The 25,472-nt window shown below is 70.9% G+C and carries 23 protein-coding genes; 4 read left to right on the top strand and 19 right to left on the bottom strand.

Features of this window, described 5'->3' with window-relative positions; all coding sequences use genetic code 11:
• Window positions 1–132: 132 nt before the first annotated feature.
• Window positions 133–669 (top strand): glutathione peroxidase, encoded by a 537-nt coding sequence (locus tag Manayef4_RS15495; RefSeq protein ID WP_011435509.1) that lies wholly within the window; start codon window positions 133–135, stop codon window positions 667–669.
• 94 nt (window positions 670–763) lie between these two features.
• Here the strand turns inward: Manayef4_RS15495 and Manayef4_RS15490 are convergent, their stop codons facing one another.
• From Manayef4_RS15490 to Manayef4_RS15405, 18 genes are all read right to left on the bottom strand, one after another.
• Window positions 764–1,819, bottom strand: coding sequence for a glycosyl hydrolase (locus tag Manayef4_RS15490; protein WP_070132051.1), 1,056 nt, complete (start codon window positions 1,817–1,819; stop codon window positions 764–766).
• A complete protein-coding gene (locus Manayef4_RS15485) occupies window positions 1,816–2,820 on the bottom strand; it encodes a hypothetical protein (protein WP_070132050.1) in 1,005 nt (334 codons plus the stop codon). Before Manayef4_RS15485 ends, Manayef4_RS15490 begins: the two co-directional genes overlap by 4 nt.
• Window positions 2,821–2,947: 127 nt before the next feature.
• Window positions 2,948–4,588 carry a hypothetical protein gene (locus Manayef4_RS15480; RefSeq protein WP_175443401.1) on the bottom strand — a complete coding sequence of 547 codons (1,641 nt, stop codon included), beginning with the start codon at window positions 4,586–4,588 and terminating at the stop codon, window positions 2,948–2,950.
• 746 nt (window positions 4,589–5,334) lie between these two features.
• On the bottom strand, window positions 5,335–7,209 hold the full coding sequence (locus Manayef4_RS15475) for a choline/carnitine O-acyltransferase (protein WP_070132049.1): 1,875 nt from the start codon (window positions 7,207–7,209) through the stop codon (window positions 5,335–5,337).
• A 211-nt stretch (window positions 7,210–7,420) separates the two neighbouring features.
• A complete protein-coding gene (locus Manayef4_RS15470) occupies window positions 7,421–8,278 on the bottom strand; it encodes a methyltransferase type 12 (RefSeq protein WP_108913794.1) in 858 nt (285 codons plus the stop codon).
• 194 nt (window positions 8,279–8,472) lie between these two features.
• A complete protein-coding gene (locus Manayef4_RS15465; RefSeq protein ID WP_011435515.1) occupies window positions 8,473–9,342 on the bottom strand; it encodes a hypothetical protein in 870 nt (289 codons plus the stop codon).
• 619 nt (window positions 9,343–9,961) lie between these two features.
• Window positions 9,962–10,426 carry a hemerythrin domain-containing protein gene (locus Manayef4_RS15460; RefSeq protein ID WP_070132048.1) on the bottom strand — a complete coding sequence of 155 codons (465 nt, stop codon included), beginning with the start codon at window positions 10,424–10,426 and terminating at the stop codon, window positions 9,962–9,964.
• Window positions 10,427–10,775: 349 nt separating this feature from the next.
• Window positions 10,776–11,399 carry a hypothetical protein gene (locus Manayef4_RS15455; RefSeq protein WP_070132047.1) on the bottom strand — a complete coding sequence of 208 codons (624 nt, stop codon included), beginning with the start codon at window positions 11,397–11,399 and terminating at the stop codon, window positions 10,776–10,778.
• A gap of 2 nt (window positions 11,400–11,401) precedes the next feature.
• On the bottom strand, window positions 11,402–12,013 hold the full coding sequence (locus Manayef4_RS15450) for a hypothetical protein (RefSeq protein ID WP_011435518.1): 612 nt from the start codon (window positions 12,011–12,013) through the stop codon (window positions 11,402–11,404).
• A 194-nt stretch (window positions 12,014–12,207) separates the two neighbouring features.
• Window positions 12,208–13,269 (bottom strand): hydrogenase expression/formation protein HypE, encoded by a 1,062-nt coding sequence (gene hypE, locus Manayef4_RS15445; RefSeq protein WP_070132046.1) that lies wholly within the window; start codon window positions 13,267–13,269, stop codon window positions 12,208–12,210.
• On the bottom strand, window positions 13,262–14,368 hold the full coding sequence (gene hypD / locus Manayef4_RS15440; protein ID WP_011435520.1) for a hydrogenase formation protein HypD: 1,107 nt from the start codon (window positions 14,366–14,368) through the stop codon (window positions 13,262–13,264). Before hypD ends, hypE begins: the two co-directional genes overlap by 8 nt.
• On the bottom strand, window positions 14,365–14,646 hold the full coding sequence (locus Manayef4_RS15435) for a HypC/HybG/HupF family hydrogenase formation chaperone (RefSeq protein ID WP_011435521.1): 282 nt from the start codon (window positions 14,644–14,646) through the stop codon (window positions 14,365–14,367). The genes hypD and Manayef4_RS15435 overlap by 4 nt, the downstream gene beginning before the upstream one ends.
• 3 nt (window positions 14,647–14,649) lie before the next feature.
• Window positions 14,650–17,211, bottom strand: coding sequence for a carbamoyltransferase HypF (hypF, locus tag Manayef4_RS15430; RefSeq protein WP_070132045.1), 2,562 nt, complete (start codon window positions 17,209–17,211; stop codon window positions 14,650–14,652).
• Entirely contained in the window at window positions 17,208–18,296 is a 1,089-nt protein-coding gene (locus tag Manayef4_RS15425) for an NHL repeat-containing protein (protein ID WP_035733752.1), read from the bottom strand. Before Manayef4_RS15425 ends, hypF begins: the two co-directional genes overlap by 4 nt.
• A 146-nt stretch (window positions 18,297–18,442) precedes the next feature.
• A complete protein-coding gene (locus Manayef4_RS15420) occupies window positions 18,443–19,693 on the bottom strand; it encodes a hypothetical protein (protein WP_011435524.1) in 1,251 nt (416 codons plus the stop codon).
• Window positions 19,694–19,755: 62 nt separating this feature from the next.
• Window positions 19,756–20,322, bottom strand: coding sequence for a hydrogenase maturation protease (locus Manayef4_RS15415; RefSeq protein WP_011435525.1), 567 nt, complete (start codon window positions 20,320–20,322; stop codon window positions 19,756–19,758).
• A gap of 13 nt (window positions 20,323–20,335) precedes the next feature.
• Window positions 20,336–21,943: a nickel-dependent hydrogenase large subunit gene (locus tag Manayef4_RS15410; RefSeq protein WP_070132044.1), complete on the bottom strand. Its 1,608-nt coding sequence runs from the start codon at window positions 21,941–21,943 to the stop codon at window positions 20,336–20,338.
• Window positions 21,944–22,018: 75 nt separating this feature from the next.
• The gene (locus tag Manayef4_RS15405; protein WP_070132058.1) at window positions 22,019–22,990 is read right to left on the bottom strand and encodes a hydrogenase; all 972 of its coding nucleotides are present in this window, start codon (window positions 22,988–22,990) and stop codon (window positions 22,019–22,021) included.
• Between Manayef4_RS15405 and Manayef4_RS25045 the strand changes: the two genes are divergently transcribed.
• The 3 genes from Manayef4_RS25045 (at window position 22,944) to hypB (ending at window position 24,845) form a co-directional block, all read left to right on the top strand.
• Window positions 22,944–23,105, top strand: a complete 162-nt coding sequence (locus Manayef4_RS25045) for a hypothetical protein (RefSeq protein WP_175443400.1) — start codon at window positions 22,944–22,946, stop codon at window positions 23,103–23,105. The genes Manayef4_RS15405 and Manayef4_RS25045 overlap by 47 nt on opposite strands.
• 162 nt (window positions 23,106–23,267) lie before the next feature.
• Window positions 23,268–23,945 (top strand): hydrogenase maturation nickel metallochaperone HypA, encoded by a 678-nt coding sequence (locus tag Manayef4_RS15400; RefSeq protein ID WP_254665675.1) that lies wholly within the window; start codon window positions 23,268–23,270, stop codon window positions 23,943–23,945.
• 96 nt (window positions 23,946–24,041) lie between these two features.
• The gene (gene hypB, locus Manayef4_RS15395; protein WP_254665674.1) at window positions 24,042–24,845 is read left to right on the top strand and encodes a hydrogenase nickel incorporation protein HypB; all 804 of its coding nucleotides are present in this window, start codon (window positions 24,042–24,044) and stop codon (window positions 24,843–24,845) included.
• A gap of 277 nt (window positions 24,846–25,122) precedes the next feature.
• Here hypB and Manayef4_RS15390 read toward each other — a convergent pair whose 3' ends face one another.
• On the bottom strand, window positions 25,123–25,344 hold the full coding sequence (locus tag Manayef4_RS15390; protein WP_070132056.1) for a hypothetical protein: 222 nt from the start codon (window positions 25,342–25,344) through the stop codon (window positions 25,123–25,125).
• Window positions 25,345–25,472: the final 128 nt, after the last annotated feature.

Below are 25,472 nucleotides of genomic sequence, written 5' to 3'. Positions count from 1 at the left end.
GGTTCGCCTCGCTGACGGGTTATGCAACCAACTCGATGACATAAAAACTTCTGGGGGATAGCGTCGAAGTCGCTCGGCGGCCGGAGACCGGCCGCGAAGTCCCAGCTCGCCCTCATCGAGAGTCAGGTGTCCATGACTGTCCATGACTTCACCGTCGATGCCGCGGACGGAACCTCCCGCTCGCTCGGCGACTACGCCGGCCAGACGTTGCTGATTGTCAACGTTGCCAGCAAATGYGGTCTGACGCCGCAGTACGAGGGGCTGGAGTCCCTGTACCGGGATCTGCACGGCCGCGGCCTGGAGATCCTCGGCTTCCCGTGTAACCAGTTCGGCGGGCAGGAGCCGGGCACCGATGCCGAGATCCAGGAGTTCTGCGCCACGAAGTTCGACGTCACCTTCCCGGTCCTGGGGAAGATCGAGGTGAACGGACCCGACGCGGCCCCGCTGTACACCCACCTGCGTTCCGAGGCGCCCGGTGACTTCGGGCCCGATGCCGGTTTCCTCTACGAGCACATCAAGAAGACCCGGCCGGAAGCGATCGGCACCGACGAGATCAAGTGGAACTTCACCAAGTTCCTTGTCGACCCGGACGGAAAAGTGGTCCGCCGGTACGAGCCGACTGTCACCCCCGAGGAGATCCGCAAGGACCTCGAGGCCACCCTGGCCTGATGGTTCTCCCGTGCCCGGCCTGCCGCTATCGCCGGCCGGGCACGCCGAAGCCGACGGTGCCCGCCGGCTTCGCGGCAGGAGTAGGCGAGCGCGGTCAGCGGTCGCCGAACAGCGCCAGATAGCGTTCCGCCGCGTTCGGGTTCAGTACCGGCCTGTAYAGCGAGGACTCCACGTTCCCCTCCTCGGCGTTGTTGAAGTACGCCTCGTAGGCCAGGGCGTCGGCGTTCGCGGTGAAGGTCTCGTACATCTTCTGGATGTAGTAGGGGTTGTCGCCACCGCCGCCGGTCGTGCGCACCAGACCCCACTCCGGAACGGCGAACTTCTTGCCGTGGGCGCGGGCGAAGGCGATCACCGTGCACAGACCGGACCGCAGATGACATTGCCGGTCCCAGATCGTCTTACTGACGGACGCGGGGTAGGAGTCGTAGGAGTCGATGCTGACCACGTCGACGTAGTCGTCACCGGGATAGGCATCCCAGATGTCCTGACCGCTTACCGGCAGGTGATCCCGGTGCGCGGTCATGTTCCAGTCGATCCGCACGTGCGGCGCGGTCGACCGGATCGCCAGGACCGTGCGGCGGTAGCAGGTCTTCCAGGTCTCGACGTCGCGTGGATACCACCAGAACCAGTCACCGTTGAACTCCCAGCCGAGCCGGACGAAGGCGTCGCCGCGGCCGAACGTCGTCAGCGTGGTGCCGAACTGCCGCCAGTAGTTGTCGTAGGCGCCAGTCGCGCAGGTGGCCTCGTCGCCGTCTTTGGGAAACATCGGCTGGGCGACCGACAGGCCGCCGGGGAACTTGTCCCGGGTGAAGGCCTGCGTCGGCCAGCCGGCCGAGACCAGGTTGGTCCAGTCCTGCCGATCCGTGAAGACGACGGCCAGGTCCACCTTGCGGCCGGTGAAGACCGACCAGAGGTTGACGTCCGCAGGGTAGTTGCCGTTGGCGCCGGAGACCCAGCGCACGCCGCCGGGCTGGGGCGGCTTGGGTTTGTTCGAGCAGGAGCTGAGCCCGCCGGCGACCAGGCCGATGACCAGCAGGAGGAGCAGCGGCAGCGGGAGCGGATGGGCGGCACGTCTGTTCCTCGTCCGGGCGGYGCGGACGGTGCGGCGGCCGGCAGACCCCCACCCTCGCGGTGCCGGTCGCGGTCTCACGCGACGGAGGGTCTGTGCATGGTGGAGGGTCCGTGCATGGTGGAGGATCGCTGCGTACCCGAAGCCGTGGCAATGGCGCCGAGCAGCGGCGTCTCCACCGGGSCGGGCCGCCGAGCCTGTAGCCAGGCCTGCACGGCCTCGGCCTCGACCGCCCAGTCGTGACCGGGAACGAGCGCCTCACCCAGCTCCATGTGCGTGGCCATGGAGGGCTCCGGCACCAGCATCGTGCGGCGCAGCCGTTCGGGCCGCGCCAAGGCGACGGCGTTGAGTGTCGTGCGCAGCCCGCTCAGCACCACCCGACGAGCGATCCGCGCGGCGGGGGGTKGCGGGGCGAACGCAGGCGGTTCCCCGCTCAGCTCGGCCAGCCGGAAGGGCTGGAAACCCTGCAGAGTGAGACAGGTCGCGCGGTCGAAGGCGCCGCCGACGAACGGGATCGAGCGCAGCAGCAGTTCGTCCTCGAGCAGGGTGCCGACCCGCAGACCGAACGTGCTGGTCGTGGTGGCGGCCCTGGCCCAGGTCACGCCGTCGACCACCGGCGCGTGGGAGTGGCTGCCGCCGTCCCGGTGGATCATTGGCCGGCGGCGGGTGGTGGTTGAGGAGAATCGCAGCGTGCTGTAAAGGGTGAAGTAATCGACCGCGGGGAGCGCGGTCGCTGCCGCGACGAGACTGGAAAGCGATTTTTCCGTGTACAAATAGTCATCTTCGGCGAGCCAGACCAGATCGTCCGGCGACCAGCGCCGGACCCGCGGCATCCGCAGCACGTACCGGTAGGACGCGCGATTGCTGCCGCACTGCACCGACTGCACCTCGCCGGCGGACGTCATCACGGCAAGACGCTCYGCCGGCATAGGGCCGTCATTGACGAAGACGATCCGTACCGGGATGTCGACGTTCTCGACGGMCCGGAGGAGAGAGGCCAACGCAAGCATCTTGCTGTAGAAGGTCGGTCGGTTCTTCGTGTTCTCCGAACCGACCGACCGATAAAGAATACGCAGAATCATCGCAACCCCCCTACCGGCCCTGGCCCGGCAGCGCTCATCGTGGTGGCCTCGACGCCTCGGACACCGCCTCGACGCGGTCGGCCGAACATATTGCACACAGCTCGTACGTTACTGTGAAACATCATTATCATTGATCATTGCCGGTCCCGGTCGGGTGCTCCGGAACTCGGCCCTGTACGGCCGGTCCGGCCGGCTCGCCGGAAAGGGCGATCGCCGTGTCCCGTTCCACCTCCCGTKCGGCCCGGCGGACGAGGATGAACCAGATGGGGACGGTCACCCAGAAGGCAAGTATGTAACCGMAGACCGCGCCGGTGCCGCCGCCGATCTCCAGACCGACGATCGGATAGACGACAAGCTGGGGGGCGAGCACCGCATTCGCGCGGAAGGTGAGCTTGGCCTTGCCGAGCGCGTAGAGCATGCAGGCCGGCCCGACCGTCGCCGCGGGGCCCGCCTGCTGCACGATGGACAGCGCCAGCAGGTCGTGGGTCTGCTCCCAGGTCTGGCCGAGCAGCGAGTGCCCGATGCTCGTCGGCAGGACGAGAAAGATCGTCCCCCAGGCGGCGCCGGCCGCGACGATCACCGCGGACAGGGCGTAGGCGGCGCGGACCCGGGCTGCGGCCGAGAGGTCCTTGCGGCGGGAGAACTCGGGGATGGCCCAGCTCACGATCCCGACCGCGAGAATGGTCGTCGGTCCGAGCAGAGTCTGCACCCCGCGCAGCGCGCCGACCAGGTCGATCGCGCCCAGCGTACCGAGCAGCAGAGTGGATGCCTGCTGGGCGCCTTGGACGGTGAGGTACTCGGCGCTCATGTACCCGTTGACATCGCGGTGTTCGACGACCCACTGGCGCACGAGGCTCGGCRCCGGCTTGAAGCCGGCCTGCGTGACGCCCAGCATGGCGGCGACCGCGGCGGCGCCACCCCAGGCCAGCAGCATCGCCCACGAGGTGGAGACGTCGCGGACGATCAGCGCGTAGATGGCGGCGAACTGGACGATCGCCCAGATCCCGTCGTTGGCGGCGGCGGCGGCCGGGCGACCCTCGGCGAAGAAGACCTGCCGCCAGGCGTCCTGGAGCAGCAGCGTGGGAAAGACCAGTCCCATCGCGACCAGCGAGGCGCCGACCGAGCCGCCCATCGCCGCACCGACGGCAAGCGTCACGACCCCGCAGACCAGCCCGATCACGAGGGCGGTGCCGGTCCCCGCCGCGCCGGCCACCCGAAACACCCGCGGCGGCACGTCGGAGAACTTCATCCCCAGCGGAGCGGTGCCGACAGCCTTCGAGAACCCGATCATCAATGAGAAGATCGCGAAGGCGACGGCGAAGGCCCCGAACTCGGACTTGCTGACGCTGTGGGCGATGACGAAGGACATCACGGCGTTCGTCCCGCTGGAGAGCACCTGGTCGACGAGTGTCCAGATGGCCCGCGAGCGGCTGGAACCCCGGGTCGGTCGCTCGTCATGGTGGCGACCACCGGCCGGACCGCCGTCGTCCAGGATGGTCAGCCCGTAGTCGACCGGTTCCCCACAATCCGGGACTGCCGGTGCCTCGCGCCCCCGGTGGATCTCGCCGCGGCCGATCGGYGGGATGAGCCATTCGCCGGTCGCGGGACCCCACAGGGGGAGTAGCCCCTCGGGGGTCGGCCCGTCCAGTGCCGTCCCGAAGGCTTCCACGGCCGGGATCCGGCGGCCGCGCAGGCCGCGGATGACCTGGGTCCGCTCCCGGTCGAACTGTTCCGGTCGCGGCGACAGGGCGGCGGTGACCTCCGGCACGGGTTCCGTCCGGGGGCGTGGTGACTCGTGCTGCTGGGCCGTGGCCGGCGCGGATGTGTCCGGGCCGGTCACCGGAGCCCACCCGGCCCTCCGCCGGGTGGTACTCGGACGGTGGAGGGATCGCGGAGAGTCCTGATGATCGTCTTTTGCCGGGGGTCGGTGGCCGAACTCATTGATCCACCGCCGTCCGTCCTCTCCGTGCCGCATCGGTCCGACCCCGGCTCCCCGTGCCGGCCGGGCGAGCGACGCCGCCGCTTCCGCGGCGGACGACGATCGAGCCCACCGCGTCGCTTCTGACCAGGGCGCCAGTCGGCCAGGGTGCTAGCAGGATGGTAGCCCGATGGGATCGGAACGCTCGGCTAGGGCCGCTCGGGTGGATCTGGTCCGAGCGGACCCGACAACGGTGGTTGGCCAGAGCGGATCGCGGGGGCATGAAACGGGCGATGAGATCGCGATTCTCCGGCATGTGCCTGCCCCGTAGACGGTTCGCTCGCCTACGTCCGCAATCTTCCGCATCCAGGCTGATGGTCCGTAAGTTTAGCAGTCGGGCCTCGGCCCGATCCCCTTGTTACGTCGGTCACCCCCGGCAGGGCGGTACTCGGTGGCGGATCCAGTGAGGTGGGGTGYGCCATCCGATCCGCTTCCGGGACACCGGCTGCCGGCCGGATCAGGGCATCCCTGATGCCGGTGGCCGCGCTCGCGGAGGCCTGGACAAGGCAGGAGCGGGGCGTGGGCCGCATCATCAATTACCTGGAATAGCCCGCCTTGAATGGCCCGTCGCCCGTCTCATCGGTGGCGAGCAGGTCCTGCAGCTCGGTGACGACCTGCTGGAGCTGGTCGGCGAACGCGTACATCCCGTCCGCGACCGCACGCGGCGTGCTCAGGTAGAGGTTGAACCGGTCCGGCAGCAGCACGTAGGCGATGCCGATGCACTGGCTGCTGGTAGACCCGAAGCCGAAGAACTCGACGTTGGTGGACGGCGCGGAGCTGGTGCTCAGGTAGTCGTCGCGCGCCTTGAGCCAGCCCGGGGCCTCGTAGAGCGCGATCGGCTCGGTCACCCCCAGCCGCTCGCCTTGGCTGCGGGCGATGAACTGCAGCTCCCACAGGTGCTGCTCGGGGGCCCGCCCGGCCTGGCAGTCCTTCGCGCGCCGCACGTGCGCGTCGGCGGCGGCGCGGAACGCGGTCCGGCGGGTGGCGGTGTCGGTGTCCGGGTCGTTGAGTACGGTCACGAACCGCTGGATCTCCGGGGTGACGACCCGCATCGCTTCCGTGCGGCCGCGCCGCCAGTGCCGGGTGGCGATCGATTCGTAGGTGGCGCCGATGTGCCCCTTGGCCCGGCTGTGCGCCAGCTGGTAGGCGAGCTGCACGAATGCGTCCGGTGACGTCTTCAGTGMCTTGGCCCGGTTTTGCCCGAAGTCGGTGAAGGACAACACCGTTGAGGCGGTCGCCGCGGCGAACTCCGCGAACGACGCGCCGGCGGCGGCCACATCCGCCCGCAGGCTGGCGTCGAGGACGAACTCGACGGGCTCGATGACGGGTAGCCCCTGGGGCCGGGCGCCAGAGCTCGCCGAGTGCTCCGCGGGCGAGGTACCCAGCAGGTCGTCGACGAAGCTGAGGATCGTCGTCCCGTCCAGCCCGCAGTGCTCGACGTTGATGCCCGCCCGGCCGTCGGCGAAAACGATCAGTGACACCGCCTTGTCGAACCACCGGTTGGCGCTGTCGCYGTGGAGCAGGTGGTCACACGCGGCCAGGTTGTCCTTGGGGGTGAAGTCTTCCAGGCACAGGGCGAACAGCGCGGTCTCGATCGTGTCGAGCGCGGCCGCGTTGGCGGGGTCCAGAGCGAGCAGCGTCTGGYGGCTCGCGGCCCAGTCAGCCCGGGCCTTGGTGGTGAGCTGGCCGACGGCRGCGTCCGCCGGAATCCGCGACGCGGCGGCCTTCACCACGGCGCGCAGGCCCGCCGCGAGGTCGTCCAGGGTGTACGGGTGACCGTCCGGCCCGACGACGTCCAGCCGGACGATGTTTCCCCGGTGGAAGACGACGATGTGGCGGGCCTGGGACGGCCCGGGCCACTGCTCGCTGTACGGGGTGCGCACGGTGTCCTGGACCGTTCCCGGGATCCGGGTCGTGGAGAACAGGAACGTGTTCTGCGCCATCGACAGCGTCTGGCCGCGCTGGACGATCGGCTCGACCCGCTCGTCGTCGAGGCGCAGCTTGTAGTCGACGGCTGCCGCCACGAGCCCRGCGGCCCGCTCCACCTGCGGCTGCTCGGCGGACAGACCCTCGGCGTCCTTGAACAGGAAGATGTAGTTCGCGTTGAGCGCGATGCGGTCGCGCCGGCCGAGGTAGCGGGAGTCCCAGAAGCCGTCCAGCCAGCTGTGTACGCCCTCGGTGGCGTCGTAGCGCTCCAGCGCCGCGTGCAGGGTGGGGCCGGGGCCGCCCGGTGCCTGGAAGGCCGCGACGGCTGCCTCGGTCGTCGCCTGCTCGGCCGGGGTCAGCAGCGGCGCGGACCAGGCAAGGAAACGTTCGCAGCTCTCCGCCAGCGTGGGCAATGGCACCCGGGGCAGCAGATCGTCGTTCGCGAAGGTTCCGGTGGATCGCTGGGAGCTACTGATCGCATTCATGCTGGGCCTCGGGTTGTCTCGGGGAACTCGTCTCGGGGACACGGTCATGGTGAACGCCACAGGCTGCGTTGGGTCCATGGTCGCCGAGATTCCACGGGTGGCGGGCGTTCCATCGGACATTCGGCTCGTACGGTTCATCCGACTCGCATGATGGCCGGGGCGCCCTCGACCTACCGGCCGCGCGGGGGACGCCGCCGGCACCGGTCGCCCGTCAGCCTGGCGGAACCGGCCGGGTGGATGTCGCCGCCGGTCGCCGGCCGGAGGCGGGATGAGCGGTCGAGGGACTGGTCACCCCGCGCGGCCGAGAGATGTGCAGCTGGGCGTACAGCCAGCCCTCGGCCTCCAGCCCCCGTGGATCGACGCCGACGGTGGACAGCGTGTCGAGCACGAGCGACTGCTCCTCGGCGGAGGCGAAGCGCCGCTGCCGGAAAACGCCGTTGACGTGCACGGTCTCATACCCGAGCCCCGCGAGCGTCGCCTCGACCGGTTCGAACGGGAACATCCGCAGCACGAAGTGGGCCATCCACGGCCTGCGCTCACCGGCCGCGCGGGCCACCCGGGCGATGGTCCGCTCGGTGACGTACCCGAGGCAGCCCGTCGAGACGACGATGTCCGTTCCGACGAGCCGCTCCCGTTCGGCGTCGGTCGGGTCCCGGTCCTCCAGGTTGGCGTGCACGGCGTCATCGAGGAACCCAGCCGCGGACGCATAGGAGATGGCCGGCCCCGAGCTGTCCAGACCGAGGAACCGGCTCGTCTCCAGCCCGTCGCGGGACCGGACGAGTTCGCGGTCACGGGCGAGCAGCACGTCCCGGGTCGGCCGGGTTCCGGGCGGTGCGTAGCGCTCGTGCAGGTCGTCAAACGTCACGTCACAGCGGAGCAGCGCGGCGTTGATCCCGTAGGAGCAGCCCACGTCCAAGACCGTCGGCGGTCGTCCCCGGACCATCCGGAATTCCCGGATGAGCTGGCTGAAGTACGGTTTGGCGAGCTGCGGGATACGATAGTCGAGTTTCCGCAGGGTACTGAAGTAGGCGTGCGGGTCGGGCTGCGTGTAGATGTGGTCGAGCGAGATCTTCCCGCTGTCGTCGAACCGCCTCGTCCCGGTGGGGTACGCGGCCTCGGAGGAATTCGTGGTTCCGTCGGAGTCGGTGGTCTCGGCAGAATATCTGCTGTCGTCGGAATACACGCGTCTGGCGCTCCTTGTGACGGGCGGTCGGGGCAGACAGGCCGGTGCTGAAGCAGCTCGCCGACCGAGTTCTGGTCCAGCTAGTCCAGCAGCTGGTCGACGCGGACCGCGCTCTTCTCCGCCGCCAGGTGCCGCGGAAGGACCCGGCCGAAGAGCTGCTTCGTGCGCGCGACACTGCCGACGACCCCGGGGTGCCCGGTGTAGGCGAAGATTGCGGAATGCCGGGCCGTGTCGCCCTCGACCGGGCTCACCCGGTGCATCGAATAGCGGCCCAGGAAAAGCTGGAGATCACCCGGTCGGAGGGCGAGACGCCGGACCAGATGGCCGCCCTCGCCCGCCAGCACGGCCCGCACGTCGGCGAAGTTCTCCGCCTGCGCGGACCTGATGTTCGGGCAGTACTCGAAGTCGCCCCCGGCCCGCGGCGCCTGCGTGAGCAGGCTCACCGCGAATTCGTTCGTGTCGAAGTGCCAGGGGTGCTCCAGCCCGGGGGCGATGATGTTGAGGCACAGCCCGGCCAGCGGGTCGGCGAGTTCGTGGACTCTCGGCAGGTCGAAGCAGCCGGCGATGAAATGCTGGAAGAGCTCGCTGGTGTAGAGGCGGTGGACGGCGAATTCGGTGGGAATCTGGTCGCGGGCGACGAAGGCATTCCCCCGCCGCATCGTGAACCGGCCCGGATGATCGGCCGGCAACGACGGGTCGACCGCGATGTTGTAGGCGTTGACCGTCTCGACCTCGTCATACGCGAGCGGAGCGACGGTGGCGCACTCCTGCGCGACCGCGGTGAATGCGGAGGGCCGGACGAATTCCGGGAGGACACAGCATCCGCGAGTGCGCAGTTCCTCCCGGGCCCACGAGACGACGTCCCGCCAGGCGTGGCTCGAAGGTTCGGTGAGAGGGTAACGAACGGTATTGATCAGCTCGCTGATGGACCAGGTTTCCGTCGCAACCATGTGACTCCTCTCCGCCGCTACGCGGCGGCCCCGGGTCGCCGATGGGAACCGTCCACGACCTCGATGCGATTTGTCACATGGTCGCCCGATGGTCATGATGGCGAAAGTCAGTGTGAGATGTCACACGCCTGTGCTCGCGCGGGACGCGAATCCCGCCCGCCTGCCGCCATTCCAGCAACCCGGCCACGACCTGTCGCGGAGCCACCATCTTCGGGGCGTCCCGCGTCCTCGTCCTGAGCGGCTGTACGTGGGTGCCCGCGGGCCCGGCGGGCGACCGGCCCCGGCCACCGTCGATGCGAACTGGCCGTACCGGCCCCTGTCTGGCCCGGCCGGAAGGTGCCCGGCGCAGGACGCCAACCGTCGGGATCTCAGCCTTCTCGTGTTCACCGGAGATGCGTCCGGCGGGTCCGGTGCAGCGACGTCCGGTAGAGCCATATCTGGTATCGCCATGTCCGGTGCAGCGACGTCCGGTACCGCCACATTCGGTACCGCCACGTCCCGTACCGGCGTGCCCGGGAGCGATCCCGGCCCGACCCCGCCGCAACGGCCGATGCCCGAAGGCTGATCCGATGCCTGGAGCCGGCCGTTCCGGGGAGGGAGTCGGTCATCGTACGAGKTTTCAGGAGCTTACGAGCTTCAGCGCCTGGYGGATCTCGCCGAGACGGTTCCATTGTTCGTTGCTGAGAATCGAGACGGCGGCGTGGAACACGCCGTCCTGTTCCTTCGCGATGTGCCTGCGCAGCAGGCTCATCGCCTCGATGACCCGTGTCGGCCAAGCGGGATCGACCCGGGCGGTGCCGTCGRTCGCCCCGGCGAGCACAGCCTCGATCCGGCGGTGCTCGCTCTGCAGGATCGCGATCTGTTCGGGGAACTCGAGTGCCATCGCRGGGAACAGACCCTTCTCCTCCACCACCGTATGCGGCTGGAGAACCGCCGACATCTGCTCACAGAGTGTCACCATTGCCCCGACATCACCCTGTCGATATGCCTCGTGCGTGTCGGCGATGAGATCGGTGACCTGGTCATGTTCCCCGATCAGGGTCGCGATCGCCGGCAGTGACTGACAGTTGCAGTATTCACGCATAGTACCCACCTTGGGTAGAAGAAGATCAGCGACGACCCCGCGTCCCGCGTGCCCCACCGGCAGCGTCGCCATCCCATCCCCACTCGCACGGCGGCGCTCGTGTCGCGCCGCTCATGGTCATCATCGAATGGCCAGGGCGGCTCCCACACGGCCGATAGTCCTGTCCGGTGCCCTACCAATGGCGGCAGGGCAGCGGTCCGCGAGTCGCCCTTCCCCACGGCCGATCGGAACGAACGGGCAGCATCCGCGCGGTGCCGGCGACAGCGAGCAGCAGCCCCACGACGGCGACGGAGATGGTGTCGGCGGCTGCGACGACCGGTCAGTCCTGACTGTTAGTCCTGACTCTGGTTCAGTCCTGACTGGCGAGATAGCCGATGACCATCGCACCCCACCATCCGGCCTGGGAGAGCAGGTTACTGATTATCGATCGGGCCAGGAGCGCCCGGGACGGAACGGTGGCGGACTGCTCCAGCCGGTRCTGGATCGCCCAGATGTGCAGGCCGTTGAGGGCGATGAGGAGCACCAGTCCGATCTTCACCTGGGTCAGTCGCCTGGACAGGTCCGGATGCAGCAGGATGCYGCTGAGCACGAGCCCCGCCAGACCAGCCCAGATCATCACGTGCAGGCCGCTGGCCACCCGGATGACGTCCGGGAAGCTGCGCCGACCGAACAGCCATGACAGGGCGAAGAAGTCGATGGCGAGGACCGCGCCGAACCCGCCCACGAGCGCGGCGAGATGCACGAACAGGGCGGCGGTGTGCAGGGTCGGGTCGGCGGTGAGGTGGGCGGCGGTCCAGACGGCGGCCGCCCACCCGACGACGAGCGCTGTTCCGGTGGCGAGGAAAACGGCCCATCGTGGCAGAACCCCGCTGGCAGGCGGGGAGGGCTGGGCGATGACCAGGACCGGGACAGGCCGCGGGTCCGCGGGCAGGGAAACGAGCCGCTCGGGGACCTTATCTCCGTGATCACGCATGACTAGTGCCTGAGCGTGACGTTGGTGAAGGTGGCAGTCGTGCCGCTGGCCAACGCCGGCGTGTGGCCTTCCTCGCCGTGCCGGAAGAAGGTCGGTACCCCGATTGTTGCGCGCAACGTGTAGCTGCCGTCCCGCGGGATCGAGAAGTTGTTCGCGTAGTGGAAGAATTCGGCGTAGTAGAAGTTGAGTGTCTTCTCCTCCGCAACCGTGCCCTTGCCGTCGATGACCGCGAGCGTGATTGGTACGTTCGGCACGATCCGKCCCGTGGCCGCCTCCACGGGGATGATCTCAATGTGGTGCGTCTCGTCGGCGGCGGGCTTGCGGAGTATCTGCTGCCCGCCTTTGCCCTCGTACCAGGGTTCCGCGGCCTCGACGATGTAGCCGATTTTCCACGGTCCGCTCTGGACCTCGCCTCCTTCGGACCGGATCTCCTTGGCGAGCGTCGTGTACTGCTTGAACACGCCCTCCGGTACCGCGACGGAGAAGGTGGTCGAGCTGCTTACCGGGTGTCCCGGGGAAGCCGTCGTGGCGTCGGTCGTCGAATCGTCGGAGCAGGCGGTGAGACCGAGCAGCAGGGAGACGGCCAGTACGGGCAAGGCTGTTCGCTGGGGCATACGTCCTCCTCGGGGAAGCCTGATATTAGGTTAGGCTAACCTAAATTGATCAGGTTCCGTCAAGGGAATCACCCTTCCGGTCTATGTAAGCTACTCTCGGTAAGCATTAGCGCCGGGAGGCCTCGGCCTCCCGGCGCACCACGTGCCCTGGCCCGCCGATCGTTGGAAAGGTGGGCGCGGCCACGCCGCCGAACTCAGCAGATGCGGGGGAGCTGCTCGCCGAGCGGCCGGTCGACGATGCGGGTTCCCCCGAACGCGGTGCGCCCGACAACCACGCCCGGATGCTCCGCGGTGACCGTGCCGATGACGGCCGCGTCACGCCCCGCCGGATGCGCCCGCATCGCCGCGAGCGCCGCGTCGGCGTCGGCGTCGGCGACGAACGCGACCAGCTTGCCCTCGTTCGCCACGTGCAGCGGGTCGAGGCCGAGGAACCCGCAGGCCGCCTCGACCGCGGGCGGCACCGGCACGGCGCGCTCGGCGAACTCGATGCCCGTCCCGGACGCGGCGGCGATCTCGCACAGCGCGGTCGCGAGGCCACCTCGGGTCGGGTCGCGCAGCGCGTGGACCCCCGGGGCGGCCGCCAGCACCGCCGCGACCAGCCCGTGCAGCGCCGTCGTGTCGGAGCGGACCTCGCCGCCGAACTCCAGCCCGTCGCGCACGCTCAGCACGGCGACACCGTGCTCGCCGACGGGACCGGAGACGATGACCCGGTCGCCGGGTCTCGCCCGTTCGGGGCGGATGTCCACCTCGGCCGGGACGAGCCCGATGCCGCTGGTGTTCACGTACAGACCGTCGGCCAGCCCGCGCTCGACGACCTTGGTGTCCCCGGTCGCCAGCCGCACCCCCGCCGCGGCGGCGGCCCGGCCCATCGCCTGYGCCACCCGGCCCAGGACCGCGAGCTCCAGGCCCTCCTCGAGGATGAACCCGGCCGAGAGCGCCACCGGCACCGCGCYGGCACAGGCCAGGTCGTTGATGGTGCCGTGGACCGCGAGCTCGCCGATGGAGCCACCGGGGAAGAACAGCGGGCGCACCACGTACGAGTCGGTGGAGAACGCGAGCCGGGCGCCCGCGACATCCAGGACCGCCGAGTCCGCCGGTGCCCGCGCCGTGTCGGTGGTCCCGAACGCGGGCAGGAACAGATGCTCGATCAGCTCGCTCGACAGTACGCCGCCGCCGCCGTGCCCCAGTACCACCTGGTGATGGTCACGCAGCGGAAGTGGGCAGGTCCAACYGGTCGGGTCGACGGGGTCAGCCACGGCTGCCCGCCGGAGTCAGTCGCCGGAACTGGAAGTAGGCGGCGCATGCCCCCTCCGCCGAGACCATCGTCGCGCCGAGCGGGGTGCGTGGCGTGCAGGAGGTTCCGAACGCCGGGCACTGCGGCGGTTTGACCAGGCCCTGCAACACCTCGCCGCTGCGGCATTCGGCCGGTTCGGCCACCGTGAGGCCCTCGACGTCGAAGCGGACCTCGGCGTCGAAGTCCCGGTACGCCGCGGACAGCCGCCAACCCGAGTCCGGGATTGTCCCGATTCCCCGCCAGGCCCGGTCACACACCGTGAAAACCTCGGCGAGGATTTCCCGGGCCGCCGGGTTGCCCGCCGGCCGCACCGCCCGCGGGTAGGCGTTCGCGAGTTCTGCCCGCCCCGCCTCGAGCTGCTCGACGGCGTGRCGCACCCCGTCGAGCAGGTCGAGCGGCTCGAAACCGGTGACGACGATCGGTACCCGGTAGGTCGCCACCAATGGCTCGTACTGGAAGGTGCCCATCACCGTGCACACGTGGCCGGCTGCCAGGAACGCCGCCACCCGGTTCGCCGGCGAGGAGAGGACCGCGGTCATCGCCGGCGGCACCAGCACGTGGCTGACAAGTACGGAGAAGTTGTCGATTCCACGGCGCCGGGCCGTCACCACGGCCATCGCGTTGGCTGGGGCGGTGGTCTCGAAGCCCACTCCGAAGAACACGACCTGGCGGTCCGGGTTCTCCTCGGCGAGGCGGACCGCGTCGAGCGGCGAGTAGACCACCCGGACGTCCCCGCCACGCGCCCGGACCATGAACAGGTCCATGCCGCTGCCGGGGACCCGCAGCATGTCCCCGAACGAGCAGAAGATCACCTCGGGGCGGGCGGCGATCGCCAGCGCCCGGTCGATCGTCTCCAGCGGCGTGACGCACACTGGGCAGCCGGGGCCGTGGATGAACTCGACCTGGTCCGTGAGGAGCTGATCGATTCCGTTGCGGATGATCGAGTGGGTCTGGCCGCCGCAGACCTCCATGATCGCCCAGCGCCGGGTCGCGGTGGCGATGATCGCATCCAGCAGCCGGCGGGCCAACGCCGGGTCGCGGAACTCCGCCAGGTACCTCACCGGCCCGGCCCGGTCATGCCCGGTTCCGCCGCGCGCGATCCCAGCTCCTCCTCGAGCAGCCCCAGGTCCCGGAACATCGCGAGGGTCTCCCGCGCCGCGGCCTCGTCCAGCCTGATCAGCCCGAAGCCGGCATGGATGATCGTGTACTGCCCGACGGTCGCGTCGGGCAGGTAGGCGAGGCACACCGTCTTGGTGACGCCGCCGAAATCGACGATCGCCATCCGCGTACCACGGTCGTCCCAGATCTCGATGATCCGGCCCGGTATCCCCAGACACATGCCTCAGGCTTCCTTCCCGCCGAAGGTCGGCTCCGTCGGGCGGCTCAGCGCCGCGACCGCCGCCTGGCCCAGCGCCAGCCCACCGTCGCCCGGCGGCACCACCCGATGGACGAGTACGTCGAACCCGGCAGTGGCGAGCCGGGCGCGGCAGGCCCGCGTCAGCACTACGTTGGCGAACACCCCGCCGGTCAGACCGACCAGGCGGACTCCGTACCGCCGCCGCGCGAGCCCCGCGACCTCGGCCACCGCGTCCGCGACCGCCAGATGGAACGCGCCGGCCAGCACCGGCACCGCCACTCCCGCCCGCAGACCGGCGACGATCCCCGCGAGCACCCCCACCGGGTCGAGGACGCCGTTCGCCAGGCCGAAGGAGAGCCGGCAGGCACCGGCGCCGCCGAGTCCGGCGCCGCCGAGTCCGGCGCCGCCGAGTCCGGCGCCGCCGAACTCCGCCGCGGCGAGCGCCTCCAGCTCGACGGCGGCCTGCGCCTCGTAGGTGATCCGGTGACGCACCCCGAGCAGTGACGCCACCGCGTCGAACAGGCGGCCCATGCTCGTGCAGGGCACGCAGGCCACGCCCCGGTCCAGCGCGGTGCGCAGGGTGCGCAACTCCGCCACGGAGCAGGCCCGCACCGGCGCCAGGTCCGCGGTCCAGTCCAGGTCGGCGGCGGCCAGATGGGCGAGCGCGACCCGGTACGGATTGCGGACGGCGGCGTCGCCCCCGGGCAGGCCGATCGGACGCAGGTGCGCGACCCGCTCGGCGCGGGCGACGTCCGGGCCTACCAGCAGCACCTCGCCGCCCCAGATCGTGCCGTCGAGCCCGTAGCCGGTGCCGTCGAACGCGACCCCGAGGATGGTGTCGCCGAGCCTGCCGTGCTCGGCGAGTAGGGCGGCCACATGGGCATGGTGGTGCTGGACCAGGTGCGGCAATCGGCCGGCGGACCGTGACCCGTGGGTGGAGGTCTGGTTCGCCCCCGCCGCCGGGTCCCCGGCTGCCGCCTGTTCGGTCCCCGTAGCCGCCGCGCGTTCGGCCCAGGCCCGGGTGACGTATCCCGGATGGAGGTCGGCGGCGAGCGTCTCCGGCGCGACGCCGTACAGATCGGTCAGGTGCGCGGCGGAGCGCTCGAAGGCCCTGAGCGCCGCCAGGCTGCCCATGTCACCCAGATGCTGGGACACGAACGCGCGACGGTCCGTGGTGAGGCAGAACGTGCTCTTGCCCTCGCCGCCCACGGCGAGCACCGACCGGACGGGGCGGCCGAGGTCCACCGGCAGCGGAACGTATCCGCGGGAGCGCCGCACCGGCAGCACCTGCCCGTCGTCTCCGTCGTCCCCGTAGCCGCAGCGCACCACCGAGTCGTCACACGGCAGGAGGATCGGTCGGTCGTGCCGGAGGAACGCATCAGCGAGGCCGGCGAGCCGGTCCCGCGCGTCGTCGTCGGCGAAGCAGATGGGCTCGCCCGAACGGTTGCCACTGGTCATCACCAGCATCCGCGGCGGTCGCGGGCCGCCACCCGGGACCGGCGCGAACAGCAGGTGGTGCACGGGTGTGTACGGCAGCAGCAGCCCCACCAGCGGAGTGCCGGGGGCGACCAGCCGCGACATCCCCGATATCCCTGACATCCCCGCCGCGGGCGAGCGGCGGACGAGCACGATCGGAGCGGCCGGCGATGCCAGCAGCGCCGCCTCCGCCGACGACAGGTCGGCCACCAGGGCGGCCGTCGCCAGGTCGCGCACCATCACCGCGAACGGCTTGTCGGGCCGGTCCTTGCGGGCGCGCAGGCGCGCCAGGGCCGTGTCGCCGGCCGTGTCGCCCGGGTCGTTCTCGGCCGAGCAGGCCAGGTGGTAGCCGCCGACGCCCTTGACCGCGACCACCGCGCCGTCCGCCAGTGCCCGCTGGGCCGCCGCCAGCGCGGCGTCCGTGCCGTGGACCTCCGGTCCGGTGCCGTCCGCGGGGCTGAACCACAGCTTCGGTCCGCAGGACGGGCAGGCGACGGGTTCGGCGTGGAAACGGCGGTCCGCCGGGTCGGCGTACTCCGCCGCGCACCGCGCGCACATCGGGAAGCGGGCCATCGTCGTGGCCGCGCGGTCATACGGCAGCGCGCTGATGATCGTGTACCGCGGGCCGCAGTTGGTGCAGGTGATGAACGGGTGGCGGTGGCGCCGGTCGGTCGGGTCGAACATCTCGCGCAGGCAGTCGGYGCACACCGCGGTGTCCGCGGGTACCAGGGTGCGATCGCCGGGAACGGTCGCGCCGGCCACGATCCGGAACCCGGCGTCGCCGGCGGTCGACCGGGTCACGCTCGTCACCGTGACGCGCTCGATGCGCGCGAGCGGTGGCGCCTGCGGTTCGAGTCGGCRCAGGAACTCGGCCACGGCCACCTCGTCGCCTTCGACCTCGGCGAACACCGAGGTCGAGTCGTTGCCGACGAATCCCGCGAGCCCGAGGGTGCCCGCGAGCCGGTGGACGTAGGGCCGGAAACCGACGCCCTGGACGACGCCCTCCACCACGACCCGGCGCCGGACCCGGCGCCCGGTCCGCCCGGTCCGCCCGGTCCGCCCTCCGGTCATACCCGCCGCCAGATCATGACCCGGTTGTTGCCCGAGTCCGCCACCGCGAGCCGGTCGCCGCGCACCGAGAGGCCGTACGGCCAGCAGAAGGTGTCGGCCTCGACGCGGGTCCACCGGTTCTCCCCGGTCTCGGCGAACGACGGCTGGCCGAGCACACCGGTCGCGGGCGTGGAACTGCGCCGCGGCAGCTCCTCCCACAGCAGGACGCGGTTGTTGGCGGTGTCCGCGACGGCCAGCAGGTGCCCGTCGCTGTCGACGGCGTAGGGGAAGCGCAGGACGTCGGCCCGGCCGGGCGCGTAGGGGAACTCCCCGGAGCATGCGAGATCGGGCTGGCCGAGCACCAGATCGGCGTCGCCGTCGGCGTCGGGATGGGGGGCCCAGCCGAGCAGCCGGTGGTTGCCGGCGTCCGCGACCAGCAGCCGGTCGGCGGTGCCGGCGAGGTCGTGCGGCCACCGGAAGCTCGCCGGACCGGCCGCGCCGCCACGGTTCTCGTCCCGGCGGGTGGGATCGGGCTGCCCCAGCACCAGGTCGGGTAGCCGGCCGGGCGAGGACGGCAGGCCATTCGACCAGCCCAGGATCCGCCGGTTACCGGTGTCGGCGACGTAGAAGCGCCCACCCACCACGGCCACCCCGAAGGGCCAGTAGAAGGTGTCTGGTCCGCACGGGCCGCCCCGGTTCTCGCGGACGGCGTCGGCGTCCGGCTGCCCGAGCACGAGGTCGGGGGCGGTGTCGGTGACCGTCGGGACCTCGTTCCAGACCAGCACCCGGTGGTGCCAGGCATCGGCGACCACGAGCCGGCCATCCGTGACGAGCACGCCGGTCGGCAGGTGCAGGCCGCGTTCGGGCCCGCGCCCCGCGGCCGCCGGCCCTTCGCTCGTCGCGTCGGCCTGGCCGAGCACGACGTCGGCGGGGGCGCCRTCGACGGCCGGCAGACCATGCCAGATCAGCACCCGGTGGTTACCCGAGTCCGCCACCACGAGCAGGTCGTCGCCGAGCCACACCCCGCGCGGCGCGTACAGCCGGGACGCCGACGGCCGCGCCGACGGCAGGGCCAGCCCGCCGGGCGCCGGGGCGCCGATCCACACCGCCGGTTCCCAGCTCCCCGCCCATCCGCCCCGTCCCGCCTGGCCGCCCCGTCCCGCCTGGCCGCCCCGTCCCGCCTGGCCGTCCTGCCCCACCCATCTGGTCGGAGTGCTCGGAGTGGCGTCACCGAGTGTTCCGCTGCCGGGCGTCACGTCGGCTTCGCGGTGAGTCGGCGGGCGATCTCGTCGAGCACCCCGCGCACGGCCAGGACGGCGTCGGGGTCCCCGACCTCCTCGAAGATCGCCCGTGCCTCGTGCAGCACCGCCTGCGCCGGGTCGAAGAGGCCGAGGTGGGCCAGGGCGTTGCCCTGGTTCGCCCGAGCCCGGGCGTAGCCGAGGGGGTCGGCGTCGCGGTCGCGGGCGGCGATGACCTCCTGGTAGCGCGCGACCGCCTCCCGCAGGTTGTCCTCCCGGTGTGCGGACGGCGCGTAGACCAAGGCGTTGGCCAGGTTGAGCTGGGTGCTGGCCCACCGCTCGGGATGAGTCTCGCGGGTGTAGACGGACAGAGCGGTCCGCAGGCCCTGCACAGCCACGCCGACCCGCAGCTGGTCGGACGCCTGCGCCATCGGCATGGTCAGATACGCCGTGGCGAGGTTGACCTGTGCCGCCGCGAACAGCTCCGGGGCGGTGTCGATGCGGACCAGGCGCAGCGCCGAGAGGTAGTGCTCCACCGCGACCTTCAGGCCCGCCGGATCGTCCCCGGCCAGCTCCTGGTAGGCCGAACCGAGGCTCAGGTGCAGCTCGGCCCGGCCGACCGTGAGGTCGGTGGCGGCCAGCGCGGCGAGCGCCGCCGTCAGCTCTGCGATGACGGCCGGGCTCGGTCCCTCGACTCCGCGACGCAGGTCCGCCGCGGTGGACCTGAGCTGGGCGGCGAGACCGGGGGAGGGTTCCCGCGCCGCGGCGATGGCCCGCTCCAGCAGCCCCGCTGCCTCGCCCGTCCGGCCGGCGGCCATGGCGTGGGCGGCGTGTGCGGACCACACCATCGCCGCGATCTCGTCGGTCTCCCCGCCGGGCGGCGGAGGTTCGTCCAGCTCGCCCAGGGCGAACCGGACTACGTCCACCAGGATCCCCAGCTCGTCGCCGAGCGCCCGGCGCAGTGCCACCGGGTCTTCGGGGTCCGCGCCCGCTGGTCGCAGCACGAAGCGGTTGTAGCGGTCGACCGGGTCGTCGCCGCGCAGCTGCCCGAGGGCCGCGACGACCTCCCCGCGGTAGGCGAGCTCCAGCGCGGCCAGCTCCGCCGGCCAGGCCACCGGCACCTTCCCGGCCGCCAATGTCCGGCGCAGGTCGGCCGTGGCCTCGCCGCCCGGCACGAGCAGGAAGCCGGCCGGCAGCGGAAAGACCCCGACGGGCTGCGGGCGCGCGCAGGTCACGCCCGTGCTGATGACGTCGTCCTCACCCATGCGCGTCCTCACCCATGCGTCTGGTCATCTGGACCTGTGCGTCCGGTCATCCATGCGTCCGGTCATCCGTCCGTTCCGCCGGTCCCGGGGGCGAGACCAGAGATGATCATGTCCCGGACCTGTTCCATCGCCCGGCGCACCGCGGGACTGAGATCGGCGCCGGGCTCCACGCCGCCCGCCTCGATGAGGTAGACGACGACGTCGTCCGGGTAGCCGTCGCCGAGCAGCCAGCGCCCGAACGCCAGCGCCTGGTCCCAGCGGAAGGCGTGCGGGTGCGGCGCGTCCAGGGGCAGGTTCTCCAGCTGTGCGCCCGGGACCTCGAACACGGTCCCGGGCTCGGCCCCGGTGCGGCTGGCGTCGACGACCACGACCCGGCGTGCGCCGCGCATCGCGAACGCCGTGTCCATCCCGGCGGTCCCCCCGTCGACCAGGCGCACCCCGGCCGGGACGCCCGTCTCGGCGAGCCGGCGGACCAGGATCGGCCCGACCCCGTCGTCACCGCGCAGCAGGTTGCCGCAGCCGATCACGGCCACCTCGCACCCTGGTGGTTCGAAACCGGGCGGATCGACCTGCACCCGCGGCCCGACCGGGGGCCGCGAGGCGGCACCCGCCTCGCGATCCCCGGTCATAGGTCGGTCCCGGTCATAGGTTGTCGTTGATGACGAACCTGCTGAGCTCCCGGCCGGTCCTGCCGTCGTAGGCGTGGACCGTGCAGACCAGGCACGAGTCGAAGCTGCGGGCCACGTGGCCGAGCTCGATCGGGTTCTCCGGATCCACGATGGGCGTGCCGACGAGGGCCTGCTCGATGGGACCGGGCGCCTCGGAGCCGTCGCGGGGGCCGATGTTCCAGGCGGTCGGGGTGACCACCTGGTAGTTCGYGATCTTGCCGTCCTCGATGACGATCCAGTCCGAGAGCGAGCCGCGGGCCGCCTCCGTGGAACCGAAGCCGCGCCCTTCGGTGTACTCCACCGGCTTGAGGTGAAACGGCTCGCGTAGGTCCAGCTGGTCGAGCCAGGCCCGCGTCCACTGGTAGTACCTGGCGGCCTCGTGCATCCGGGCCAGCAGGCGGACCATCACCGACGGGCCGATGGCCGCCAGGATGTCCCCGAACAACGGGTCGTCGTCCTGGTGGGCACCCGCGCCGGGAGCCGCGGCTGCGACGCGGCGGGCGAGTGGCCCGGCCTCCAACGGCAGGTATCCGTGGTTCGGCACCTCGTACCGGGGTGACTTCGCCCAGCTGTACTTGCCCTCCTCCCGGCCGCGCGCCGGATCGATGGGCCGGGTCTCGCCGTCGAACGGGTGGCGCGCCTCGGTTCCCTCGTAGAACRAGTGGGTGACGTCCTCCCGCACCCGGGCCTGGTCGAACTCGAAGTACCCGCCGCCCGCGTACACCCCGGACCGGCCGATGAGTGCCGCGTTGCGGCCGGAGATGGTCGGCCGGGTGTAGAGGTCGGGGGCGAAGTACGTCCCGGTCGCCAGGTAGTTGCCGACTCCCTGGCCGTAGCGATCCAGGCCGATGTCTAGGCAGTACCGGAGGAAGAAGCCGCAGTCGCTGTCGTGCTGGGCGGGGTTCTCGTCCACCCAGGCGAGCACGTCCTGCCAGGTACGGTTGGCCAGCCAGCGCTCCACCGAGCAGCCGAGCCACTGCTTCTCCAGCCAGTTGACCTTCCAGTGCTCCAGGATGGCGATGGAGCGGGTCACGTCCGACAGCGTCGGCGCGCACATCACCCCGCCGGGCACCATGAAGCTGGAGTGCGGCCACTGCCCGCCGAAGATGGCGTAGACCTCCACCGGCTTGGCCGACAGCACCACCGCCGGGCCGTAGCTGCTGCCGGTGTAGGGCGCGAACCGCCGTACCGCCTCCTCATACAGCGGCGAGGAGGCGTATTTCCGGTTCGTGAGGTCGATGGCGAACAGCGCGTAGAAGCAGCGCGGGATGCTCTGCAACGTCTCGCACGCCTGCGCGATGTTGCGGACCAGCGTCGCGTTGGGCGGCATCTCGGTGCGCCACGCGACGTCCAGCGCGTACGCCGACTTGTACAGGTGGCTGCCCCCGCAGATCCCGCAGATCCGCGGGGTCACGATCAGGCCCGCCTGCGGGTCCTTGCCGCGCAGGATGATCTCAAAACCCCGGAACATCGCCGCCTCGGTCCACGCCGAGGTGACCACCCCGTCGTCGATCGTGACCCGGACGTCGAGGTCGCCCTCGACGCGCCCCAACGGGCTGACGTTGAGATCGACGGTGGCCATTGGAATCCTCTCTTCTCCCCGTCCGTTCCTCGCGGTCTCCGGTCGGAGCACGCGCGGCTACCGGCTACCGGCCGGCTAGACGACGAACATGTCCTCCTTCGACCACTGCGGGGCGACTATCCGGGCAGCTGCCGCGTGTGCCAGGTAGCCGAGGTGGCCGCTGCCCGCCGGCACCTCCCGCGGAATGAGCCCGCCGACCTTCCGGGTCCTGAAGATCGTGCCGGGGGCGAGGTCGAAGAATGGGAACTCCGGCTCCGTGCACCCGATGCACGGCATGCCGGCGCGGGTCTTCGACGACTGGCGGTTCCACAGGATCCGGTTGCACGGGGAGTGGGTCATCGGGCCGCGGCAGCCGAACTCGTAGAACAGGCAGCCCTTGCGGGTCCCGTCCCCGAAAGCCAGGGTCGACTGCTTGTATTCGAAGTACTCCGCCCTGGTGCAGCCGGTCTGGGTGAATGTCGTGAAGAACGTCCGTGGCCGGTGCAGCTCGTCGAGCGCGATGTCGGYGGCCCGGCCGGTGGCCAGCGCCACGATGATCTGCGTGATCCAGTCCGGGTGGGCCGGGCAGCCCGGAATGTTGACGACGGGCAGCCCGGAGCGCGATCGGAAGTCCGGGCCGAGGAAACCGCCGCGTTCACGCTTGTGGAACTGCAGCCCGGTGGAGTCCGTCGGGTTCGGCGCCGTCGCGGGGATCCCGCCCCAGCACGCGCAGTCCCCGATCGCCACCACCACCTGGGCCCGGGCGGCCAGCTCGCGCACCCAGTCCTGCATGGGCCGCTCGGCGAAGACGTCGAAGCCGCCGGTTCCGTTCGGGCCGCGGATCACCGAACCCTCGAAGACGAAGATGTCGACCGGCCGCTCACCCCGCGCGCAGTCGGTGAACAGCTCCCGGGCCTGGGCGCCGTTCTCCAGCCCCAACGACGGGTGCCAGAGCAGTTCCAGCCCGAAGTCGGTGATTAGGTCGACGACGTTGGGCTCGTCGGCGTTCAGGAAGGACATCGTGTTGCCGCTGCACGCCCCGCCCTGGAACCACAGCACGGATGACATCAGTACTCCCTTCGTCGGACGGGCCGTGGTCGGCACCGCGGTCCGCCGCACCGCCCACCTCCACGAGCGGACCGAGCCCTCCGTCGAGGTGATCAGAAGCCGCTGGGCCGGGTGATCGTCRGGTGGCCCGTCGCCTCACGGAGACTTCCGGCAGAGCAGACGCTATGTCCCCCAGCGCCGGACGCCTATCGACAGTGCGCGGAGGCTGCCACCAACGCGCAGTCACCAACGCGCAGTGCGGTTTGGTGAAGCGCACACGACCGGGCGAGAGTGGGGCATGCACCGGCCATCCCAGCCCGCCCTCATCGACGCCCGTGGGGCGAGCGCCGAGGTACGGCCCGGCGAAGTGGTGAGCCGGTGCGATGCCGGCTCGGGCGGGTCACCGGATCAGGCGGGTCGCCGGAGGGTGCCGGGGGAGGACCGGGCGATGCACGAGCTGTCCGTCTGCCGATCGATCGCGGACGTCGTCACCCGGCACGCGGCCGGTCGGCCGGTCACCCGGGTGCACGTCCGGGTGGGTCAGCTGCGCCAGATCGTGCCGGAAACCCTCGCCTACTGCTGGGAGCTGATGAACGCTGGGCCCCCGGAGAACGCTGGGCCCCCGGAGAACGCTGGGCCCCCGGAGAACGCTGGGCCCCCGGAGAACGGCGCCGATCCCCCCGGCGGGCAGGTGCTGGCCGGGTCCGTGCTGGCCGGGTCCGTGCTGGCCGGGTCCGTGCTGGCCGGGTCCGTGCTGGAGGTCGAGAGCGTGCCGGTCAGTGTGTGCTGCCGGGTGTGCGGGACCCGCGGCGAGTTGGCGGACCGGGCGCTGCGCTGCGGCACCTGCGGTGCGGCCGGCGTCACCATCGTCACCGGCGAGGAGTTCCTCGTCACCTCGTTCGAGGTGGCTTCCGACCCAGTAGTTCCCGACCCGGCGGCTCCCGGCTCGGCAGCTCCCGACACCGTGGAGGCGTGACACGCCGTGGGTCGCTTCCATCCCCACCCGGAAGGGGCGCATCCCCACCCGGAAGGGGCGCCGCACGAGTACTCGGGTCCRCACCCACCGGCCGGGGTGTCCGTCGGGGACCATGCCGGCTATGGCACCGGGCCCGAACGGGTCGAGGTCCTCGAGCGGATCCTCGGGGAGAACGAGCGGGTCGCGCTGGCGAACCGGGCCGCCTTCGACGCCGCCGGCGTCACGGTGGTGAACCTGATGTCCGCTCCCGGCGCCGGTAAGACCACCCTGCTGGTCGGGACGCTGCGCCGTCTCGGCCCGCAGCTGCGGGTCGGGATCATCGAGGGCGACATCGAGACCAGCATCGACGCCGACCGCCTCGACGGGCTCGGCGCGGCGATCGCCCTGATCAACACCGGTAACGGGTTCGGCGGGGAGTGCCACCTGGACGCGCCCATGGTCGCCTCGGCGCTGGGCCAGCTGCCCCTGCGCGACCTCGATCTCGTCGTTATCGAGAACGTCGGCAACCTGGTGTGCCCCGCCGAGTTCGAGGTCGGGGAGGACCTGCGCGCGATGGTGTTTGCCGTCACCGAGGGCGAGGAGAAGCCCCTCAAGTACCCGGTCATGTTCCGCTCGGCCGACCTGGTGCTCGTCAACAAGACGGACCTGCTTCCCCACCTCGACTTCGACCTTGACGCGTTCCGGAAGAACCTCGCCGACGTCAACCCGGACGTGGCTGTGCTGGAGGTCAGCGCCCGTACCGGCCAGGGGGTCGACGCCTGGTGCGCGTGGCTGCGCGCCCTACCCGGACAGYGCCCGGAGCCTACGATCGGCGGGGCCGCGCTCGATGACGACGGGGATCCAGCGCGGGCGGGCGCTCGACGGCGGGCGCCTGGAAGGCGACGGTCTCGACGTCCGTGACCGCGACATCGATGATCTCGACATCAGACAGCCCGAAGTCGGGTGCCTGGAAGAGGCGGATCGTCAGAGGCGGGGGCTCCTGCCGCGGCAGAGAGCGCGGCGGCTCCGACGCGGAGAAGAGGGGGATCGAGGCGGTGGCGATGAGATGTCTCGCTTTCGGGGTGGGGCTGCCGAGTGGAACGAGGGGTAGGACGTCAGGGCGGTGACAGGCTTCTCCGCGGGACCTTCCGCCGCCTACGTGGCGTCTTCGGGTTCCGCGAATCGAAGCCTCACGGCGTCAGAGACGGGACATCTTGCTGAACGGACTCAGAATGCGTTCCTGCTGGGAACCGAAATCGACGAGGACGGCGACTTCTGCTTCGACCCTGGTTACCTGGCCGAGACCGTACATGTCGTGGGTGACCCGGTCTCCTAYGGCGAACCGCTTGCACGGCGGGGTGACCGGGGCCTTGAAGGGGCTGGTGGACAGACGGGGCCTGGGTAGCGCTGACTTGGTCATCGCCTCCAGTATGCGCCTGCCGCACCGGGCGCCGCTGGTCGTCGTTGACGAAGACCAGACGATCACCGCTGCTCTCACCGGCCATGGCGCCCGGACGAGCGAGGTTGCCGACCTGCTGCCCGCGCGTG

This window comes from Frankia sp. CgMI4 (genome assembly GCF_001756285.1).
Classification (GTDB): domain Bacteria; phylum Actinomycetota; class Actinomycetes; order Frankiales; family Frankiaceae; genus Frankia; species Frankia casuarinae.
This window is presented reverse-complemented; position numbering and strand designations above follow the sequence as displayed.

Bases quoted from the DNA above. Each gene is read 5' to 3' on its own strand.
- Manayef4_RS15465 (WP_011435515.1), bottom strand. From the start codon at position 9,342: ATGGTTGCGACGGAAACCTGGTCCATCAGCGAGCTGATCAATACCGTT.
- Manayef4_RS15435 (WP_011435521.1), bottom strand. From the start codon at position 14,646: ATGTGTCTGGGGATACCGGGCCGGATCATCGAGATCTGGGACGACCGT.
- Manayef4_RS15420 (WP_011435524.1), bottom strand. From the start codon at position 19,693: ATGGGTGAGGACGACGTCATCAGCACGGGCGTGACCTGCGCGCGCCCG.
- Manayef4_RS15415 (WP_011435525.1), bottom strand. From the start codon at position 20,322: ATGACCGGGGATCGCGAGGCGGGTGCCGCCTCGCGGCCCCCGGTCGGG.
- Manayef4_RS15400 (WP_254665675.1), top strand. From the start codon at position 23,268: ATGCACCGGCCATCCCAGCCCGCCCTCATCGACGCCCGTGGGGCGAGC.